The 17,909-nt window shown below is 65.6% G+C and carries 16 protein-coding genes and 1 tRNA gene; 4 read left to right on the top strand and 13 right to left on the bottom strand.

Annotated elements, in window-relative coordinates; genetic code table 11:
- The 10 genes from GEV05_25450 to GEV05_25405 all read right to left on the bottom strand — a co-directional run.
- A partial coding sequence (locus tag GEV05_25450) for a tetratricopeptide repeat protein (protein MPZ46669.1) occupies positions 1-517 on the bottom strand: 517 nt, incomplete at its 3' end.
- A gap of 84 nt (positions 518-601) precedes the next feature.
- On the bottom strand, positions 602-1,972 hold the full coding sequence (gene purB / locus GEV05_25445) for an adenylosuccinate lyase (GenBank protein ID MPZ46668.1): 1,371 nt from the start codon (positions 1,970-1,972) through the stop codon (positions 602-604).
- A gap of 378 nt (positions 1,973-2,350) precedes the next feature.
- Complete coding sequence (locus GEV05_25440; GenBank protein ID MPZ46667.1) at positions 2,351-2,515, bottom strand: rubredoxin; 165 nt, start codon at positions 2,513-2,515, stop codon at positions 2,351-2,353.
- Between the two features lie 232 nt (positions 2,516-2,747).
- Positions 2,748-2,842, bottom strand: a tRNA-Sec gene (locus GEV05_25435).
- Positions 2,843-3,006: 164 nt separating this feature from the next.
- Positions 3,007-4,098 carry a hypothetical protein gene (locus GEV05_25430; GenBank protein ID MPZ46666.1) on the bottom strand — a complete coding sequence of 364 codons (1,092 nt, stop codon included), beginning with the start codon at positions 4,096-4,098 and terminating at the stop codon, positions 3,007-3,009.
- Positions 3,932-5,887 (bottom strand): selenocysteine-specific translation elongation factor, encoded by a 1,956-nt coding sequence (gene selB, locus GEV05_25425; protein ID MPZ46665.1) that lies wholly within the window; start codon positions 5,885-5,887, stop codon positions 3,932-3,934. Before selB ends, GEV05_25430 begins: the two co-directional genes overlap by 167 nt.
- Positions 5,884-7,338, bottom strand: coding sequence for an L-seryl-tRNA(Sec) selenium transferase (locus tag GEV05_25420; protein MPZ46664.1), 1,455 nt, complete (start codon positions 7,336-7,338; stop codon positions 5,884-5,886). The genes selB and GEV05_25420 overlap by 4 nt, the downstream gene beginning before the upstream one ends.
- 191 nt (positions 7,339-7,529) lie before the next feature.
- Entirely contained in the window at positions 7,530-8,183 is a 654-nt protein-coding gene (locus GEV05_25415; GenBank protein ID MPZ46663.1) for a hypothetical protein, read from the bottom strand.
- 131 nt (positions 8,184-8,314) lie between these two features.
- On the bottom strand, positions 8,315-9,454 hold the full coding sequence (mnmA, locus tag GEV05_25410) for a tRNA 2-thiouridine(34) synthase MnmA (GenBank protein MPZ46662.1): 1,140 nt from the start codon (positions 9,452-9,454) through the stop codon (positions 8,315-8,317).
- A gap of 696 nt (positions 9,455-10,150) precedes the next feature.
- Positions 10,151-10,357: a cold-shock protein gene (locus tag GEV05_25405; GenBank protein ID MPZ46661.1), complete on the bottom strand. Its 207-nt coding sequence runs from the start codon at positions 10,355-10,357 to the stop codon at positions 10,151-10,153.
- Positions 10,358-10,604: 247 nt separating this feature from the next.
- Here GEV05_25405 and clpS point away from each other — a divergent pair, with 247 nt between their 5' ends.
- From clpS to GEV05_25385, 4 genes are all read left to right on the top strand, one after another.
- Positions 10,605-10,916 carry an ATP-dependent Clp protease adapter ClpS gene (gene clpS / locus GEV05_25400; protein MPZ46660.1) on the top strand — a complete coding sequence of 104 codons (312 nt, stop codon included), beginning with the start codon at positions 10,605-10,607 and terminating at the stop codon, positions 10,914-10,916.
- Positions 10,913-13,198: an ATP-dependent Clp protease ATP-binding subunit ClpA gene (gene clpA, locus GEV05_25395; GenBank protein MPZ46659.1), complete on the top strand. Its 2,286-nt coding sequence runs from the start codon at positions 10,913-10,915 to the stop codon at positions 13,196-13,198. Before clpS ends, clpA begins: the two co-directional genes overlap by 4 nt.
- A 77-nt stretch (positions 13,199-13,275) precedes the next feature.
- Positions 13,276-13,593, top strand: a complete 318-nt coding sequence (locus GEV05_25390) for a c-type cytochrome (GenBank protein ID MPZ46658.1) — start codon at positions 13,276-13,278, stop codon at positions 13,591-13,593.
- 37 nt (positions 13,594-13,630) lie between these two features.
- Complete coding sequence (locus GEV05_25385) at positions 13,631-14,902, top strand: flavocytochrome C (GenBank protein ID MPZ46657.1); 1,272 nt, start codon at positions 13,631-13,633, stop codon at positions 14,900-14,902.
- Between the two features lie 30 nt (positions 14,903-14,932).
- On the opposite strand, the gene GEV05_25380 is transcribed toward GEV05_25385, so the two are convergent.
- From GEV05_25380 to GEV05_25370, 3 genes are read right to left on the bottom strand one after another with little or no spacing between them, the layout of a single operon-like run.
- A complete protein-coding gene (locus GEV05_25380) occupies positions 14,933-15,313 on the bottom strand; it encodes a DUF2784 family protein (GenBank protein MPZ46656.1) in 381 nt (126 codons plus the stop codon).
- Positions 15,314-15,324: 11 nt separating this feature from the next.
- Complete coding sequence (locus GEV05_25375; GenBank protein ID MPZ46655.1) at positions 15,325-17,220, bottom strand: response regulator; 1,896 nt, start codon at positions 17,218-17,220, stop codon at positions 15,325-15,327.
- A gap of 11 nt (positions 17,221-17,231) precedes the next feature.
- Positions 17,232-17,909: a response regulator gene (locus GEV05_25370; GenBank protein ID MPZ46654.1), complete on the bottom strand. Its 678-nt coding sequence runs from the start codon at positions 17,907-17,909 to the stop codon at positions 17,232-17,234.

Below are 17,909 nucleotides of genomic sequence, written 5' to 3'. Positions count from 1 at the left end.
CGGCCACAGCAGCGCGCGCCTCGTCCAGGCGCCCGAGCTTCACCAGTACCTCGAGCCTGTCGACTTGCGCCGGCTCGTTGCGCGGGTCGAGCCCGAGCGCCTTGTCGAGCTGCACCAGTGCGTCGGCGTACCGGCCCGAGCTCATCATGTCACGCGCCTGGCTGGCTGCCAGCGCAGACGGCGATGGCACGATGCGCTCGATGAACGCGCGCACCTGCGATTCCGGAAGCGCGCCGACGAACTCGTCCGCCAGCTCGCCGTTCACCACCGCCTTGACGGCCGGAATGCCGCGCACGCCCATGTTCGCGGCAAGCTCCGGGTTCTCGTCCGAGTTGATCTTGGCCAGCGTGAACTTGCCCGCGTACTCCGCGGCGAGCTTTTCCAGGACGGGCTTGAGCGCCCGGCACGGCGCACACCAGGGCGCCCAGAAGTCGATCACGACCGGGGCGGTTTTCGAGCCTTCGAGAACGACCTGACCGAAATTGTCGGCGTTGACATCGACGCTATGGGAATCCATGCAATCTACTCCGGACCTCGGCTGGGAATGAGTAGCTGAGGTCGGGGCGCCCGATATCAAGGTCGCGGCGCCGCCTCGGATGCCTCAGATCTGCCGTGCCAGCCGAGCGGCGGCGCCGATGTAAGTCGCGGGCGTCATGGCGAGCAGCCTGTCCTTCGCTTCAGTCGGGATCGTGAGGCCGCGGATGAAGTCGTGCAGCGTCTTCCGATCCATGTTCGCCTGTCCTCGGGTGAGCGCCTTGAGCTGCTCATAGGGGTCGGGCACGCCGTAGCGGCGCATCACGGTCTGGATCGGCTCGGCCAGCACTTCCCAGGCGTTGTCCAGGTCTGCGCCGATGCGGGCGCGATCGGCTTCGAGCTTGCTCAGGCCGCGCAGGCACGAATCCCATGCGAGCAGGGTGTGCGCGAGCGCCACCCCCATGTTGCGCAGCACCGTGGAGTCGGTCAGGTCGCGCTGCCAGCGCGAGACGGGCAGCTTCTCCGCCATGTGCCGCAGCAGTGCGTTGGCAACTCCCAGGTTGCCCTCCGAGTTCTCGAAATCGATCGGATTGACCTTGTGCGGCATCGTCGACGAGCCGACTTCGCCCGCCCTGAGCTTCTGCCGGAAATAGCCGAGCGACACGTATCCCCACACGTCGCGATCGAGATCGAGCAGGATCGTGTTGACGCGCGCATAGGCATCGAACAGCTCCGCAATCGCGTCGTGCGGCTCGATCTGGATGGTATAGGGATTGAACGCGAGTCCGAGCGAGGAGACAAAGCGGCGTGCGAGGGCTTCCCAATCGATTTCCGGATACGCTGCCAGATGCGCGTTGTAGTTTCCTACCGCTCCGTTGAACTTGGCCTTGAGCGTGATGCGCTCGAGCTGGGCGCGCGCCTCGTCCAGCCGATGCACCACGTTCGCCAATTCCTTGCCGAGCGTCGTGGGCGTCGCCGGCTGGCCGTGGGTTCGCGCCAGCATCGCGACGCCGGCCAGTTCGTGCGCCATCGCGCGCAGACGGGCGATGAGCGCATCGAGCGCCGGCAGCATCACGCGCTCGCGCGATTCCACCAGCATGAGCGCATGGCAGACGTTGTTGATGTCTTCCGACGTGCATGCGAAATGGATGAACCCGGTCAGGACATCGGTCTGCGGATGGGGCGGCAGCTTCTCGCGCAGAAAATATTCGACCGCTTTGACGTCGTGGTTGGTCTTGGCTTCGATCGCCTTGACTCGGGCGCCGTCGACCTCGGAGAACGCCGAAACGATTGCTTCGAGGGCGGTCTCCATTTCCGGGGACAGGGACGGAAACTCCGGCAAGAGAGGCTCGGCCGCCAGCGCCTGAAGCCATGCGATCTCGACTCGAACGCGCAAACGGATCAAGCCGAGCTCAGTGAAATACTGCCTTAATGCGCCGACGCGATCCTGATAGCGTCCGTCGACTGGCGAAAGCGCGGTAAGCGAAGAAGAAGGCATGGTGTCCGGGCCAGCTGGAGCGTGGATTTTATCACGTGAAATGATTGGCATAGCCCTTGCTCGATTGGGCAGCGTAGTCACAAAGGGAGTCGTTAGTGCGAGCAGTGGAAATACTTAGAAAGTCCACCGAAGCGGAAGCCGCTCCGACGGCATTCGTGAACGGTTGCACGGACGGTCAGGCGGCGCGGCGCGAAAATCAAGCGCTCACCGCCTATTTGCGGGTAGGCATCGATGATTATGCCAAGGGGTTCCGCGCCGGGTTCTTCGCACGTGCGCTGCCGGGCGTGATCGCCGAATTGCCGGTCCGGCGACAGGTCGTCAACCTATAGCCAGGACTTCGGCACGCCTCTCTCGGCCTGCGGGCGAATCGATCCGAGGTCAGCCTTCAACAAGTAAAAAGTCGGCCTTGGTCGCAGCGCAGTCGGGGCAGATCCAGTCCTCCGGGACGTCTTCCCAGCGCGTCCCGGGCGCAATCCCGTCCTCGGGCAAGCCGGCGGCTTCATCGTAGACGAAGCCGCAAAGCACACACTCCCACTGTCTCATTGCGGACTCCGCCTCACACTCGCAGGAGCAGTCGGCGCCGAAGGCGCGAGCAGCCGGCGCCGGGGGCCGCGTCGTCGAGATTGTTCGCTCCCGTCACCGCGTCGCGCAACGCTTCCATTTGGCGCGTACGCATCGATCGTCGCGGTCTCGTGTGCCATGCATGAAGTCTTCGGTTCGATTCGATCGGCCGAGGCAGCCATCCGTCGCCGGCGCATCGGCGGGTGCCACTGAGTGGCGGAAGAGAGTGGGAGTCGAACCCACAAAGGACCGTCAACGGCCCCCACCGGGTTTGAAGTCCGGCCACCCCACCGGGGACGCTTCTCTTCCGTGCTGCTATCGTTCTCGCGCCTGCCGCCACGATGCCACGGCGGTGGCGCGGGTTTCTCGCGTCTGCCGCCATGCCACAACGGCGGTGGCGCGGGTTTCTCGCGCTTTCCGCCACGCCACAACGACGTAGTCGCCGCTTATTCTATCCCGACTGCCGTGCGCGTTCACCCGCGCACTCTGCGCGCGGCGCTCTCGGCCGCTTCCTTCGCTTCCCGGACGGCATCGACCAGCTTGCCGCTGTATCCCGCGCGTACGGCCCCGGCGGCATAAACGCCCGGGACAGCGGTCTGCATCGATGCGTCGGTCTCGATCGCGCCGTGCGGATTGCGTGCAACGCCTGCAGGCGCGATCTCCGAGTTCGGCGTCAGCCCCACGAAGATGAAGGCACCGGCGCAGTCAATGCGTTCGGATTCGCCATTCGCCGTGCGCACGACTACGGCTTTGACGGTGTCATCGCCCTGAATCGCCTCCACGGTCACGCCGGTTCGAAAGGCAACGTTGCCGCGTTGGCGCACCCGCTCCACCAGCCCTGGGCTTGCGCGGGGCGTCGCGCCGCGCATGAGTACGGTCACTTGGCCGACGTATGGCGATAACGCAGCTGTTTCCTGGAAGGCCGCGTCGCCGCCGCCGACCACCACCACGTGTTCGCCCTGGAACATCGGCCCGTCGCAATCGGCGCACTGCGATACGCCGCGATGATCGAACTCTTCTTCCCCGGGAACGCCGAGTCTTTTCAAGCGTGCGCCCGAGGCGATCAACACGGCGCGCGCGCTGTGGCTGCCCGCGTCGGTCGCCACCTTGATGCTGTCGCCGCCCGCTTCGATGGCCGTCACATTGGCGCCCAGGTTCTCGATGCCGGCTAGCGCGTTGGATTCCATCAGGGCGGATGCGATATCCACACCCGAGCCGTGGTCTTCGTAGCCCTCGAGCTCGGCAATGTTGATCACCAGGCCGCCGAACAGATTGCCCTCGGCCGTCGCGGTCTTCAGCCCCAGGGACGCCGCGTGCCTGGCGCAAGCAAGCCCGGTGATGCCTTCGCCTACCACGATCAAGTCGTATGTCGCCAAATCAGGATCTCCTCGAAGCGGGTCATGTTTTTGCGCGGCTCGGCGTAGCGCCCGGCGAAGCCGCCAAGGCCTGCGCCAACGGGCGCCGGATGCGGCGTACGTCGCCGAGGCGTTGCGTGAAGCCGATGCGATCGAAGTACTCGAGCACGTCGATCGAGAGCTTGCGGCTGGCGCCGCAGCGGTCGCGATAGTCGGCGGCCGTGAACTGGCCGTTCGGTTTGGCGCCCGCGGTCGCTTCCGCGGTCTGTGCCAGCCGTTCCACGGTGCTGCGCAGCAGGAACCGATCGGGCATGACCTTGATGGGCTCGCCGCCGCGGCTCTTGCGGTGCAGGAAGTCGCTCACCGACTTGTCGGGCAATCGCAATTGCTCGGCCAGCTCCTTGATGCTCGGCGGCAGCGGCACGTCCTTCTGCAGCGCGGGCAGGATGCTCTGCCAGAGCTTCTCGTCTTCGGGATTGGAGGTGGCATCGTGGCCGGGACGGCGCACCCGCGTGCCGGCGATCTCGACCTTACGCGCGTGCGCGAGCTCGCGCACGATCTGGCCCAAGAGCCACTCCGGCAGGCGCACCTGCAGCCGCTGCGGCAAGCTGGCGAGCTCCAGACCAAGCGACTTGGGGTCTTCGCGGTGCAAGCGCAACACCTCGGCCACGATTGCATTGGCGAGCTCGTCGCGGCGCGCGGCCGCGATCCCGATCCGCTCGCCGCGGCCGAAGACGACGATCTGGAGCTCGCGATAGAGCGAGGCGGCGGTGGTCTCGTCGAGGTTGAAAGCCGTCTCGAAGGCCGCGACATCGATCCCTTCGGTCGCCGTGGCGCTCAGCTGGCGCAGCGCTTCTTCCGCCGAGGCGGCTGCCAGTGCTGCAACGGTCTTCTGCCGTGCGGGCGAATTCCTTCGCACCGCCGGGGCGAACGGATCCACCACCGTGCCGCCGCCGAGGGTGCGCGTCGCCGACTGGTCGCGCAGAATGAAACGATCGCCGTGCAGGCAGCCGATCGGCCGGTCGAGAATGATCTGCACGATGCGGCTTTCTCCCGGTGCGATCGAATCGCCGCGCCGCACGGCGACGCGGCCGGTGACCGCTTCGGTGCCGAGGTGGAAATGCACCGGGGTCCAATGCGCCAGGGGCTCTGGTTCTGCAGCCAGCACTTTCACATTCGCATCGATGCGCCGCGTCGGCCGATGGATCGTTTCATCGAGCACCCAGTCGCCACGCCGAAGTGCTTCCTTGTCGAGCTTTTCTCCGGAGAGATTGAGCGCGCAGCGGCTGCCGGCGCCGACCTGCTCGGCCGCCTTGCCGTGGACTTGTATGCCGCGTACGCGAACCGGCAGGCCCGGCGGCGAGACGATCAGCCGGTCGCCCACCTTCACTGTTCCATTGAATACGGTGCCGGTCACCACCGTGCCGCTGCCCGAGACACTGAAAACGCGGTCGATCGCATAGCGAAAACGCCGCCCGGCGCTCTCTCGCGCCTGGATATGCCGAGCTTGCTCGAACAGCTGGGTTCGCAGCGCATCGACCCCGGTCCCGGTTGTGGCCGATACCGGAGCCAAGGCTGCGCCTTCGAGCGCCGTGCCGGCGAGCAGCCGCCGAACCGCTTCGCTCACTTCGTCCACCCGGGCTTCGTTCACCCGGTCGATCTTGGTGATCGCGACGATGCCGCGCGAGACATTGAGCAGATCGAGGATCTGCAGATGCTCGACTGTTTGCGGCATGACGCCATCATCGGCGGCGACGACGAGCAGGGCGAGATCGATGCCGCACACGCCGGCCAGCATGTTGCGCACGAACCGTTCGTGGCCGGGGACGTCGACGAACCCGAGCAGATCCGCGCCCGGCACGGGCACGTAGGCGAAACCAAGATCGATCGAAATGCCGCGGCTCTTCTCTTCCGGCAGCCGATCGGTATCGACGCCGGAGAGCGCCTTCACCAGCAGGGTCTTGCCGTGATCGATATGTCCGGCGGTGGCAACGATCATGACGCGATCGGTTCGGTCACGGTTGTCGCGGCGGGCGTCGCCATGGTGGGCAACTGCAGCAGGGGCAGCTGCCCGGTGAGCTCGCGCGCATCGTCCAGCATGCGCAAATCGAACACGAGCATGCCGTCCTGAATGCGGCCGATCACAGGCACCGGCAAGCGTCGGAATGCCGCGGCCCAGCGTTCGACCAGGCGGCCGCTGCGGCGCGCGGTGGCGAGCGGACGCAACGCCATGCCGACGCTCGGCAGAAGATCCACCGGCAGCGAGCCGCTGCCGATCTGGCTGCGGCATTCGATCCGTTCGACCTCAGCGTGCCCCGCCACGGCCGTCTTCAGGACAGGCAGGACTTCGTTCGCCACGCGCGCGACCTCGTCGCGCGAGCGTGTCAGCCAGCGCAGCGTCGGCAGCGAGTCTCGCAGCCGATCGGGATCGGCATAAAGTTTCAGTACCGCTTCCAGCGCCGCCAGGCGCAGCTTGTCCATACGCAGCGCACGCTTGAGCGGATTGCGATTGATGCGTGCGACCAGCGCACGGTTGCCGGCGATGAGACCCGCCTGCGGGCCCCCGAGCAGCTTGTCGCCGCTGAACGCAACCAGGTCCGCGCCGTGGGCGAGCGTCTCGCGCGCGGTGGGCTCGTGCGGCAGCCCCCAGCGATCGAGATCGACCAGCATTCCGCTGCCGAGGTCGACAATGAACGGCAGCCCGCGTTCGTGCGCCAGCTCGGCCAGCTTGCCCTCGGGCACCGCGGCGGTGAAGCCCTGAATCGCATAGTTGCTGGTGTGGACTTTCATGATGGCCGCGGTGCGCGGGCCGATCGCCTCGGCGTAGTCGCGCAGGTGGGTGCGATTGGTGGTGCCGATCTCCACCAGCCGGCAACCCGCCCGGGCCATGATGTCGGGGATACGAAAGGCGCCACCGATCTCGACCAGCTCGCCGCGCGAGACGACGACTTCCTTGCGCGCGGCCAGCGTGCTCAGCACGATCAGTACCGCGGCCGCATTGTTATTGACCACCGTGGCGGCTTCCGCCCCGGTCAGGCGAGTGAGCCAGCCTTCGACATGGTGATCGCGCTCACCGCGACCTCCGCGCTCGAGCTCGTACTCGAGATTGGTGGCCGAGGTCATGGCCATGACCACTGCCTGGGCCGCTTTGCTTGGCAGAATCGCGCGGCCGAGATTGGTGTGCAGCACCGTGCCGGTCAGGTTGAGAACACGTCGCTGCGAAGGGGCGCACAGCGCCTGCAGCCTTTCGTTGAGCAGCGCGCCAAACCCGGCGTGCTCGAATCCGCTCGCGGCAACCAGTGCCGGATGCGATCCGGCCCGCGTTTCGTCCAGGAGCAGGCGCACCTGTTCGGTGACCAGGTTGCGGCCGTAGCGCTCGATCTCGGGCGCGGCAGCGGCCAAAAGCTTGTCGACCGACGGGATCGCCCTGACGGAACTGTCTCGGTTCATTGCGAAGGGTGGGAAATCGCAGCCGCGCAAAACGGCAGACCCGAGTTTAGCATCGTCTTGCCGGCGCTCCGGCGCTCCGGCGCTCCGGCGCTCCGGCGCCCCGGCGCCGCAAGCGCAGGCCGATCCCGCGTTCAGCCGCGCGGCGACGCCGACAGCTGCCTGGGAAGCAGCGCGCGCCGCTTCGAGTGCGGCTATTCCCAGATGCCTTCGGGCAGCGGCAGCCCTTCCAGCTGCTCGTGCTTCAGAGGGATTTGCGGTGGGATGCCCAGTCGGTCCAGAATGACGGCAAGCTGTCGGCAATGCTGCGCCGAGTGCCAGGTGGTGCGCTCGAACACATCGTGCGCGGCCTGCATGCCGTAATAAGTGTCGATCTGTTTCTCCAGCGCCCGGTCGGGGTTGGCTGCCCACCATGACTGCAGGCGCTCGCGAATTTCCTGGCCGTAGGTTGCGATCTGGTCCGGGGTGCGCACCGACTCCGGCGGCTCGACGTTCGCCAGGGTGTTGGAGTACTTCTCGCCGTCGTAGGCGATGAGGAAGGCTTCGCCGATGCGGAAGATGTGGTACAGGAACGGGCGGATGAGGCGCGGGCGGTTGGGAATGACCCGTTCCCCGAGCTGCTCGAGCGGAACCTGGCGCACCAATCCCTGCGCGGTCTCGAGGATCGAATCGTAGCGCGGCGCCAGCACCGACGCAGGCAGTTGGCTGCGATCGAGCGCGACGCCGACGAACTTGGCGACATCCTTCAGGTTCTGAGCGAAGGTATAGCGTTCACCGATGGCGACGACCGGCACGTTGCGCAGGCCCATCGCCTTCAGCTGCTCCATGCCACCCGGCGTGTTGATCACGTCGATGACGTCGAAGTCCTTGATCGTCTGCGAAAGAAACTCTTTCGTCTTGAGGCAGCTGCTTCACCCCGGCTGGGTGAAAAGGCGCACGCGTTCCATGGTGTTGCTCCGCGATCACAGGTTGTGCGAGGCTACTCTGCCGGTGCGAGCGCCGTCAAGGAATCGCTCGCATGGGGCGGTGTCGTTGCGTGCGCCGCATCGATGATGCCGCCGCCGAGACACACCTCGCCAGCGTAGAGCACGACCGATTGGCCGGGTGTGACGGCATGCTGCGGGCGGTCGAATTCGATCACGCAGCCGGCCGGGTCCATCGTTGCGATGCGGCAGGCCGAATCGGCTTGACGGTAACGCGTTTTCCCCGTGTAGGGCCGCCGCGGATCGGGTGCGGCGCCTGCGATCCACGATTGCCGGATGGCGCTCAGCGCTCGCGAGAGCAGCAGCGGATGATCGTGGCCCTGCACCACGATCAGACGGTTGTTCGCCATGTCCTTGCGGGCGACATACCACGCCCCCGCGGCTCGGCCCGCAAGCCCGCCGATGCCGAGCCCCTGGCGCTGGCCGATCGTGTAGTGGACGAGTCCCGCATGGCGGCCGATGAGCGCACCCTCCGGCGTGCAGATCTCGCCCGGGGCGGAGGCGAGGTAGCGGCTCAGGAACTGCCGGAAGGGCCGTTCGCCGATGAAGCAGATGCCCGTGCTGTCGCGCTTGTCATGCACGGCCAGAGCGTGGGCGCGCGCGATGCCGCGAACGGCCGTTTTGCGCAGGCTGCCGACCGGGAACAGCGCGCGTTGCAGTTGGTCCTGCCGCAGGCGATACAGGAAGTAGCTCTGGTCCTTCGCCGGATCGAGCCCCCGCAGAAGCTGTACGGCGCCGTTGCGCCGATCGGTGCGTACATAGTGCCCGGTGGCAATGAAGTCGGCGCCCATCGCAGCCGCATGATCGAGGAAGGCGCGGAACTTGATCTCGGCGTTGCACAGCACATCGGGATTGGGCGTGCGCCCGGCCTGGTATTCGGCCAGGAATTCTGCGAACACGCGCTCCTTGTACTCGGCCGAAAAGTTGACCACCTCGATGTCGATTCCAATCCTGTCCGCAACCGCTACCGCGTCCACCAGATCGGTGCGAGAGGAACAGTACTCGTCGTCGTCATCGTCCTCCCAGTTCTTCATGAACAGCCCGCGCACGCCATAGCCCTGCTGCTTGAGCAGCAGGGCTGCCACCGAGGAATCGACCCCGCCGGACATGCCGACAATGACACTCGGGTGACTCATCGTGCGAACCGAACGCTCGAACCTCTCGTGCAACCAGGACGCGCGTCGAACAGGACGCGCAAACAAAAAAGGCAGGGTTCCCCTGCCTTTCAGGAGTGCTGCGGAGAAGCTTACTTCTTGGCTTCTTCCTTGTCGCCCTTCTTCTTCTTGTCCGACTTCTTGTCCGACTTTTCGGTCTTCTTGTCGTCGGCGGCATACGCAACCGGAGCAACCGTGGCAACGGCGAACAGAGCGGCGATGATGGCGGCGATCAACTTGGTCATGTCAGTTCCTGTCGGTAGTTGAATGGTATGACCAGAATCATCCGGTCGTAGCCACTAACGCCGGGTGCAGTGCGCGGTTGACATGAAACGCGGTTCATGACGTATGGGTGGCACGCGACGCGGGCGAGTGTCGCCGTTCGGCGTCAGGTCCTGTCGCGCTCGACTTCGGCTTGCCGGTGAAGGACGCAGTGCCGCGCGGGGCGTCGGTCGGCAGGGTTGGTCCAGGATGTGCAAGCGGGTCACGGCGGGTCAGCGCAAATGGGACACGGGGGACACGGAAAAAACGACGCGAACGAACGGGAAGGCGGGTGTTTGCTGCCTGGCCGGGGCGCCAAGCGCGAACCGGATGCGCCAACGACGATGCCCAGCGAAGGGACCCTTCGCTGGGCATTTGTTTTGCGTCGCTTGGGTGGGTGCTTGGGCGGTGCGGGGGTTAACCTTGGGCCTGGATGTTGGACGCCTGCTTTCCCTTCGGTCCCTGGGTCACTTCGAAGGTGACCTTCTGGCCCTCCTTGAGGGTTTTGAAACCGCCCATCTGAATTGCCGAGAAATGCGCAAACAAGTCCTCGCTGCCATCGTCCGGGGTGATAAACCCGTATCCCTTGGCGTCGTTAAACCATTTCACAGTGCCCGTGGCCATGCGCGTTACCTCACGAAAGAATCGGGCGGGGCGCCCTAGACCTGTTTGAGTTTCAAGACCGCGCAACGGCAGAACCGGTACAGCAGCTCACCTTGAAGCCAAACACCCACGCGCGTTCTAGGACATTTGGGTGCGGAAGTCAAGTACCCCAAAGCCGATGTGGTCACGTTTTTGCCGGCCTTGAAAAATTCTCGTTAATGGTCAAAATAGACTCCAGCGGACCGGAAATTCACAATGGCAGGCGGTCATGGCAACACGGCAACGCGACAGCACGATCCTCGAACCGACCAGGGCGAAGGTCAAGCCGCCCAAGATGTTCAAGGTCATGCTGCTCAACGACGACTACACGCCGATGGATTTCGTGGTATCCGTGCTGCAGACTTTTTTTTCACTCAGTAGAGAACGGGCAACGCAGATCATGCTAAAGGTTCATCGTGAGGGCATGGGAGTATGCGGCGTTTACTCCCGCGACGTGGCGGCAACCAAGGTAGAGCAGGTGACCGCTTTCGCCCGTCAGCACCAGCATCCGCTGCGGTGCGTCATGGAGGAAGCGGAATGATTGCCCAGGAACTCGAAGTCAGCCTGCACATGGCGTTCATGGATGCACGTCAGAAGCGCCATGAATTCATCACGGTGGAGCATCTCTTGCTCGCCATGCTGGACAACCCCACGGCGGCCGACGTCATGCGCGCCTGCGCCGTGGAGGTGGAAGACCTGCGCAAGCAGTTGACCGAATTCATCGCCGAGCATACGCCGAAGCTGTCCGGAGACGACGTCGATACCCAGCCCACGCTGGGATTCCAGCGAGTCATCCAGCGCGCGATCCTGCACGTGCAGTCTTCCGGCAAGAAGGAAGTGACCGGAGCTAACGTGCTGGTCGCCATCTTCGGCGAAAAGGACTCGCACGCGGTCTATTTCCTGCACCAGAAGGGCGTTACGCGCCTGGACGTGGTGAATTTCATTTCGCACGGCATCCGCAAGGCGCAGGAAAGTGCCCCGGCCAAGCAGGAGGCCGAGGAGCAGCCCGAGCAGGAACAGCAGGCGGGCGGGGCGCTGGAAACGTACACCCAGAATCTGAATGCTTTGGCGCTGGCGGGCAAGATCGATCCCCTCATCGGGCGCGACCGCGAGATCGAGCGTGTCATCCAGACGTTATGCCGGCGGCGCAAGAACAATCCGCTGCTGGTCGGCGAGGCCGGCGTGGGCAAGACCGCGATCGCGGAAGGGCTTGCCCGGCGCATCGTGGAGGGCAACGTTCCCGACCTGTTGCGCCGCGCCCAGGTGTACGCCCTGGATATGGGTGCGCTGCTCGCCGGCACCAAGTACCGCGGCGACTTCGAGCAACGTCTGAAGGCGGTGCTCAAGCAGCTGGTCGACAATCCCAATGCGGTCCTGTTCATCGACGAGATCCATACCCTGATCGGCGCCGGGGCCGCCTCGGGCGGGACGCTGGACGCAAGCAATCTGCTCAAGCCGGCGTTGTCCACCGGCCAGTTGAAGTGCATTGGGGCAACCACGTACAACGAGTATCGGGGCGTGTTCGAGAAGGACCATGCGCTGTCCCGTCGTTTCCAGAAGATCGACGTGACAGAGCCCTCGGTGGAGGAAACAGTCGCGATCCTGCGCGGCCTGAAGAGCCGGTTCGAAGCGCACCATGGCATCAAGTACTCCGCATCGGCCTTGAGCGCGGCGGCGGAGCTTGCTGCCCGCTATATCAACGACCGTCACCTGCCGGACAAGGCGATCGACGTGATCGACGAGGCTGGTGCAGCGCAGCGCATCCTGCCGCGCTCGAAGCAGAAGCGCACCATCGGCAAGAGCGAGATCGAGGAGATCGTGGCCAAGATCGCGCGTATCCCGCCGCAGTCGGTATCCGCGGACGATCGCAGGTCGCTGCGCAACCTCGACCGCGATCTGAAGAGCGTGGTGTTCGGGCAGGGCAAGGCGATCGAAGCGCTTGCCGCCGCCATCAAGATGGCGCGCAGCGGCCTGGGCAATCCGCTCAAGCCGATCGGCAGCTTCCTGTTCTCCGGACCGACCGGGGTCGGCAAGACCGAAGTCGCGCGCCAGCTCGCCTACATCATGGGCGTCGAGCTGATCCGTTTCGACATGTCCGAATACATGGAGCGGCACGCCGTATCGCGACTGATCGGCGCCCCTCCCGGGTATGTCGGGTTCGATCAGGGCGGGCTCCTCACCGAGGCCATCACCAAGCATCCGTACGCGGTGCTGCTGCTCGACGAGATCGAGAAAGCGCACCCGGACATCTTCAATATCCTGCTGCAGGTGATGGACCACGGCACGCTCACCGACAACAACGGGCGCAAGGCCGACTTTCGCAACGTCATCATCATCATGACGACCAACGCGGGTGCGGCCGAGCTCAATCGCGTCTCGATCGGGTTCACTACCGCCACCCAGGTCGGAGACGAAATGGTGGAAATTCGGCGCATGTTCACGCCCGAGTTCCGCAACCGGCTGGACGCGATGATCTCGTTCGCGCCGCTCGATCACGAGGTGATCCTGCGCGTGGTCGACAAGTTCCTGATGCAGCTCGAGGGGCAGCTGAACGAAAAGAAGGTCGAGCCCTCGTTCACGCAGGCGCTGAAGGACTGGCTGGCGCAGAAGGGTTTCGATCCGCAGATGGGCGCTCGGCCGATGGCCCGCCTCATCCAGGACACGATCCGCAAGGCGCTCGCCGACGAGCTGCTGTTCGGCCGGCTTGCCAACGGCGGCCGGGTCACGGTGGATATCGACGAGAACGAAGTGGTGCACCTCGTCTTCGCCGAAGAAGGCGTGGCGTTGTTGCCGCCGCCCGCATTGCCGGCTCCCGCCAACTAGCCGATCCGGACGCGAAGCCGGCTCGTCGGGTTGCGCGGACCGATATCCCGGGACGTCTCTAGCCGAGGGGGCAGTACGTGGCGCGAGCGCGCTATGCCGTGAATTTCGGCCTGATCGCCGGCCTGGCGTTGAGCTGGGCAGGCAGCGCCACGGCTCAGGATTACGCGGCGCGCTCATGGGCCGCAAGCTGCGCGAGCTGTCACGGCACCGACGGCCGCAGCGCAGGCGCCGTGCCTTCGATCGCAGGCCGGTCCAAGTCCGACCTGCTCACCCTCCTCGGGGAGTTCAAAGCGGGCAAGCGCAAGGCGGCCACGATCATGCATCAGTACGCGGCCGGGTACAGCGATGCCGAGCTCGAGCGCATTGCGGAGTATTTTTCCCGACAGCCGCGCTGACCGGCATCGGTTCGGCCACGCGAGGGATGCCATGAGGATATCGCGACGCGGGTTCGTCAAGACGCTTGGCGCCGCGGTGAGCGCCGGGGCGCTATACGGGTGTGCGGGCACCGCCTCGAGACCGGGGGGCGGCAAGGTCGTCGTGATCGGGGGTGGCTTCGGCGGCGCGACCGCGGCCAAATACATCCGGTTGTGGGCGCCGCAGATCGAAGTCACGCTGGTCGAGCCGAACCAGAACTTCGTCTCCTGTCCCTTCAGCAACCGGGTGCTCGGCGGTAACCTCGCGCTCGAAGAGCTCACTGTCGGCTACGATCGGCTGCAGCGCGACCGGGGCGTGAAGCTCGTGCGCGCTCGCGCCAGCGCAATCGATGCTTCGCAGCGCCGAGTGCGGCTCGCCGATGGGCAGACCCTCGCGTACGACCGGCTGGTGGTCGCGCCGGGGGTCGGTCTCGCCTACGACGATCTTCCCGGGCTCAAGAGCCCGGCGGCCCGGGAACGGGTGCCGCATGCGTGGAAGGCCGGCGCGCAGACCGTGTTGCTGCGCAAGCAGCTCGAGTCCATGCGAGACGGCGGCGTGTACGCGCTTTGCATACCCAGATCGCCTTACCGCTGTCCGCCTGGACCGTACGAGCGCGTCTGCCAGGTCGCGTTCTACTTCAAGCAGCACAAGCCGCGCGCGAAGGTCCTGGTGCTCGATGCCAACGAGGACGTGCAGTCGAAGAAGGGCTTGTTCATGACGGCATGGAACGGTCCCTACAAGGGTCTCATCGAGTACCGGCCGAACAGCGAGCTGGTCGACGTCGACGTGGCGGGAATGACCGCCAAGCTGCAATTCGAAGACGTGAAGGCCGATGTGCTCAATGTGGTGCCGCCCAATCGCGCCGGCGAGATCGCGCGGCAAGCCGGTCTCATAACCGCCAACGACCGCTGGTGCGAGGTCGACTGGCTGACGGCCGAATCGATCGTGGCGCCGAACGTGCACGTCCTGGGCGATTCCACCTTGTCCGCCCCGGCCATGCCGAAGTCGGGCCACATGGCCAATCAGCACGGCAAGCTCGTCGCCGACGCGATCGTCGCCCTGATGACCGGCCGCGCAGTGAACCCGGAGCCGATCCTTTCCAACGTCTGCTACAGCTGGATCAGCGACCGGGACGTGGTCCATGTCGCCTCGGTGCATCGTTACGATCCGGCGCAGAAAACCCTCGTGGCGGTCAAGGGTGCGGGCGGTCTGTCTCCGGCAATCTCCAGCAGGGAAGCGCAATTCGCGATGGGGTGGGCGCACAGCATTTTCTCGGATGCGTTGACCTGACGCATCCTTCCGGCGGCGAGCTTGTTCGGCTCATCCGCGCAGACGGCTCCGTGGCGGAACCACCCACCAGGCCGCAAGCGTGGCGAGCGCGGCCGCGACGTAGCTCGCAGTGAAAACCCACTCGGGCAAATCATGGTAGAGGAGCCGCGACACCCAGCGCGCGACGAAGCTTCGCTCGCCCGCGCTAGAGCGCAGCGCATCCTCCCACAGCGTCAGCGGGCACACGATTCCGAACAAAGCCTCCGCCGCCACGAACGTGATGGCCGCAAGGTGCGCCAGCCGAAAGCGGAGCGCACGTATCCACTGCCAGCCCAGTGCGGCTCCGAGCCAGGTGAAGACCAGGCCACCGGCGATGAATGCCGCGATGGCGAAATGCAGCACCAGGACGATGTCGGCGAGCAGTGCGCGCATGGTGAACTACTCTACACCAAGGGCTTGCTTCCCTCTTCCACGAGCGACTGAAGCTCAGCGAGCAGCCGCTCGGGCGTTACCGGCTTCGGCAGGTAGCGCAAGCCCGATGCCTGGATCACCCGCAAGCATCGCGGCGCCGTATCCCCGGTGACGATCATTGCGGGCACGTCGATGCCCAGTTCGTGGCGGATGCGCGCGACCGCTTCGAGACCATTGTGCTCGTCACCCAGGCGGAAGTCGGACACGATGGCATCGGGATAGCGGCCGCACTCGGGCAGTCGTTCCAGCGCGCAGCCCAGCGATTTCGCGGTCACGGCGCGCGCACCCCAGAGCCGCAGCGATTCGGCCATGGCTTCGCGCACAGCCGGATCGTCGTCGATCACCAGCACCACCGCTTGCTTCAATGAGACGCTCGCCGCAGGCGATTCGGCGCTGTCGTGCGCACGCACGACCCGAGCCGGATCGCAGCGCGGCAGCGCGAACCGGAACACGCTGCCCCGCCCGAGCGTCGATTGCAGCGACAATTCGACCTGGAGCAGCCTCGCCACCCGCCGCACGATGGCGAGGCCCAGGCCGAGCCCCTCGCGCCGGTCGCGTTCGGCGGCCTGATAGAACTCCTCGAAGATGCGTTCGCGCTTGTCCGGCGCAATGCCGACTCCGGTGTCCCACACTTCGACCCGTACCGTTGCCCCGCACGCGCGGCAGCCCACGAGCACCTTGCCGCGGTCGGTATAGCGTATGGCGTTGTTCACCAGGTTGCGCAGAATGCGCTCGACCAGCACTGGATCGCTGTGCGCCGCGAGCCCCGTGCGCATGGTTCGAAGCGTAATCGCCTTCGCGGCCGCCTCCGAGCCGCAGTCGTCCAGCACTCGCTCGAGCAGCGTCTGGAGCAGAAACGGTTCGGTGTTGGCCTGCACGATGCCGGCATCCAGGCGCGAAATGTCGAGCAGGGCATCGAACGTCTTCTCCAGTGCTTGCGCCGACTCGCACACCCGGTCGGCAAGCGCCCGCTGTTGCGGCTCGACGATACGGCGCCGCAGCGAGTCGCTGAACAGACCCAGGGCATGCATGGGCTGGCGCAAGTCGTGGCTCGCCGCCGCCAGAAAGCGCGTTTTCATCAGATTGGCGCGGTCCGCTTCGCGACGGGCCGCATCCGCCTCGGCCTTCTGCTCGGTCAGTTGTGCGATCAGGTCGATATTCTCGTACTGACGGCGCACCGAATCGGTGATCGTGCGATTGAGCTCGCGCCCGAACAGGAAAATGCCATACATCACGAGCGCGCTGATGACGGCAAGCAGGATGCGCACCGCACCGCCTTCCAGCGCCAGGCGCAGGATGATCGGCACCAGCACGGTCAGGACGAAGGCATACAGCGACGGCAGATGCCTGCCGATCAGGGGCACGGCCGCCGTGCTGATGGCGAACAGCGCCACCAGCAGCAGCGCCTGGTACTCGGGCGAGCCGGGGATATACATGAACGCCGCCGAGCTGCCCCACACGGCCCCGTGCACTGCGGTGCTCAGCGTCCAATGCCGCTCCCAATGAGCAATGTGCTGCTCCTCGCGCAGTTGCCCGGGAAATGCGCGGTGCAGCCATAGGCGCCATACCAGCACGGCGCCGATCGCGCCGAGCCACAGCAGCAGCGCAACGTGCAAGACCTGACCCCACATGCCCCAGGCCACCGTAAGGGCACCGGCCACGACGCCCATGGAGGAGCGGGGGATGTGGCTGTAGATGGAGGCGATCAGGTCGGCCCGCACCTGCGCCCGTCGCATGCGCTCGATTTCCTGCCGAGCAGCCGAGTCGAGCTGGGCGGTAGCGCCAGATTCGGGAGAGATAGCGGACTCGACCGCGGACTCGAACGCGGGCTCGACGGCAGGCGAGACGGCCGACTTGACAGCGCTCATCGCGAGCAAGGCTAGCGCGCGCCTGCGGGCTTTTCCGGCAGCAGCGCGTCCAGTCTCAGTCCCATGCGGCTCACCGCCACCAGGGCCTCCGTGCGGTTGGAGACGTTCAGGGTCCGCAATATGGCAGTGACATGGATCTTGACCGTCCCCTCCGCCAGGTCGAGCGCGCGGCAGATCAACTTGTTCGATTTGCCCTGCACCAGCAGCGCGAGCACCTGGGCCTGCCGCTCGGTGAGGCCGGCTTCTCGCGGCGAGCGCGGGCCGGGGGCGGCCGGCCGGGGCTCGGATACCGCGTGCGCCGGGCCCGCGAATGCCGATGGCGGCAAATAGACGCCGCCCGAAAAGACCAGCCGCAAGGCGGCGATCAGCACCTCGGTCTTGGCGGTCTTGGGGATGAATCCCATGGCGCCGTCGTTGATCGCCCGCAATACCGTTTCACGATCTTCGGTCGCCGACAGCACGACCACGGGTACGTCGGGCGAACCGGTGCGCAGCTCGCCCAGCAGTTCCAGGCCGTGCGTCCTGGGCAGCGTCAGGTCGAGCAGGACGAGCGCCAAGTCCGGATGTGCGCGGGTCTGTTCGATCGCCTGGGTTGCATCGCGAGCCTCCAGCACTTCGATATCGGGATGAAGGTCGCGCAGCACTTGCTTGAGCGCTTCGAGAATCAGTGGATGATCATCCACGACCAG

It is taken from the genome of Betaproteobacteria bacterium (assembly GCA_009377585.1).
Classification (GTDB): domain Bacteria; phylum Pseudomonadota; class Gammaproteobacteria; order Burkholderiales; family WYBJ01; genus WYBJ01.
The sequence above is the reverse complement of the archived record's forward strand: the minus strand, read 5'-3'. Positions and strand labels throughout refer to the sequence as shown.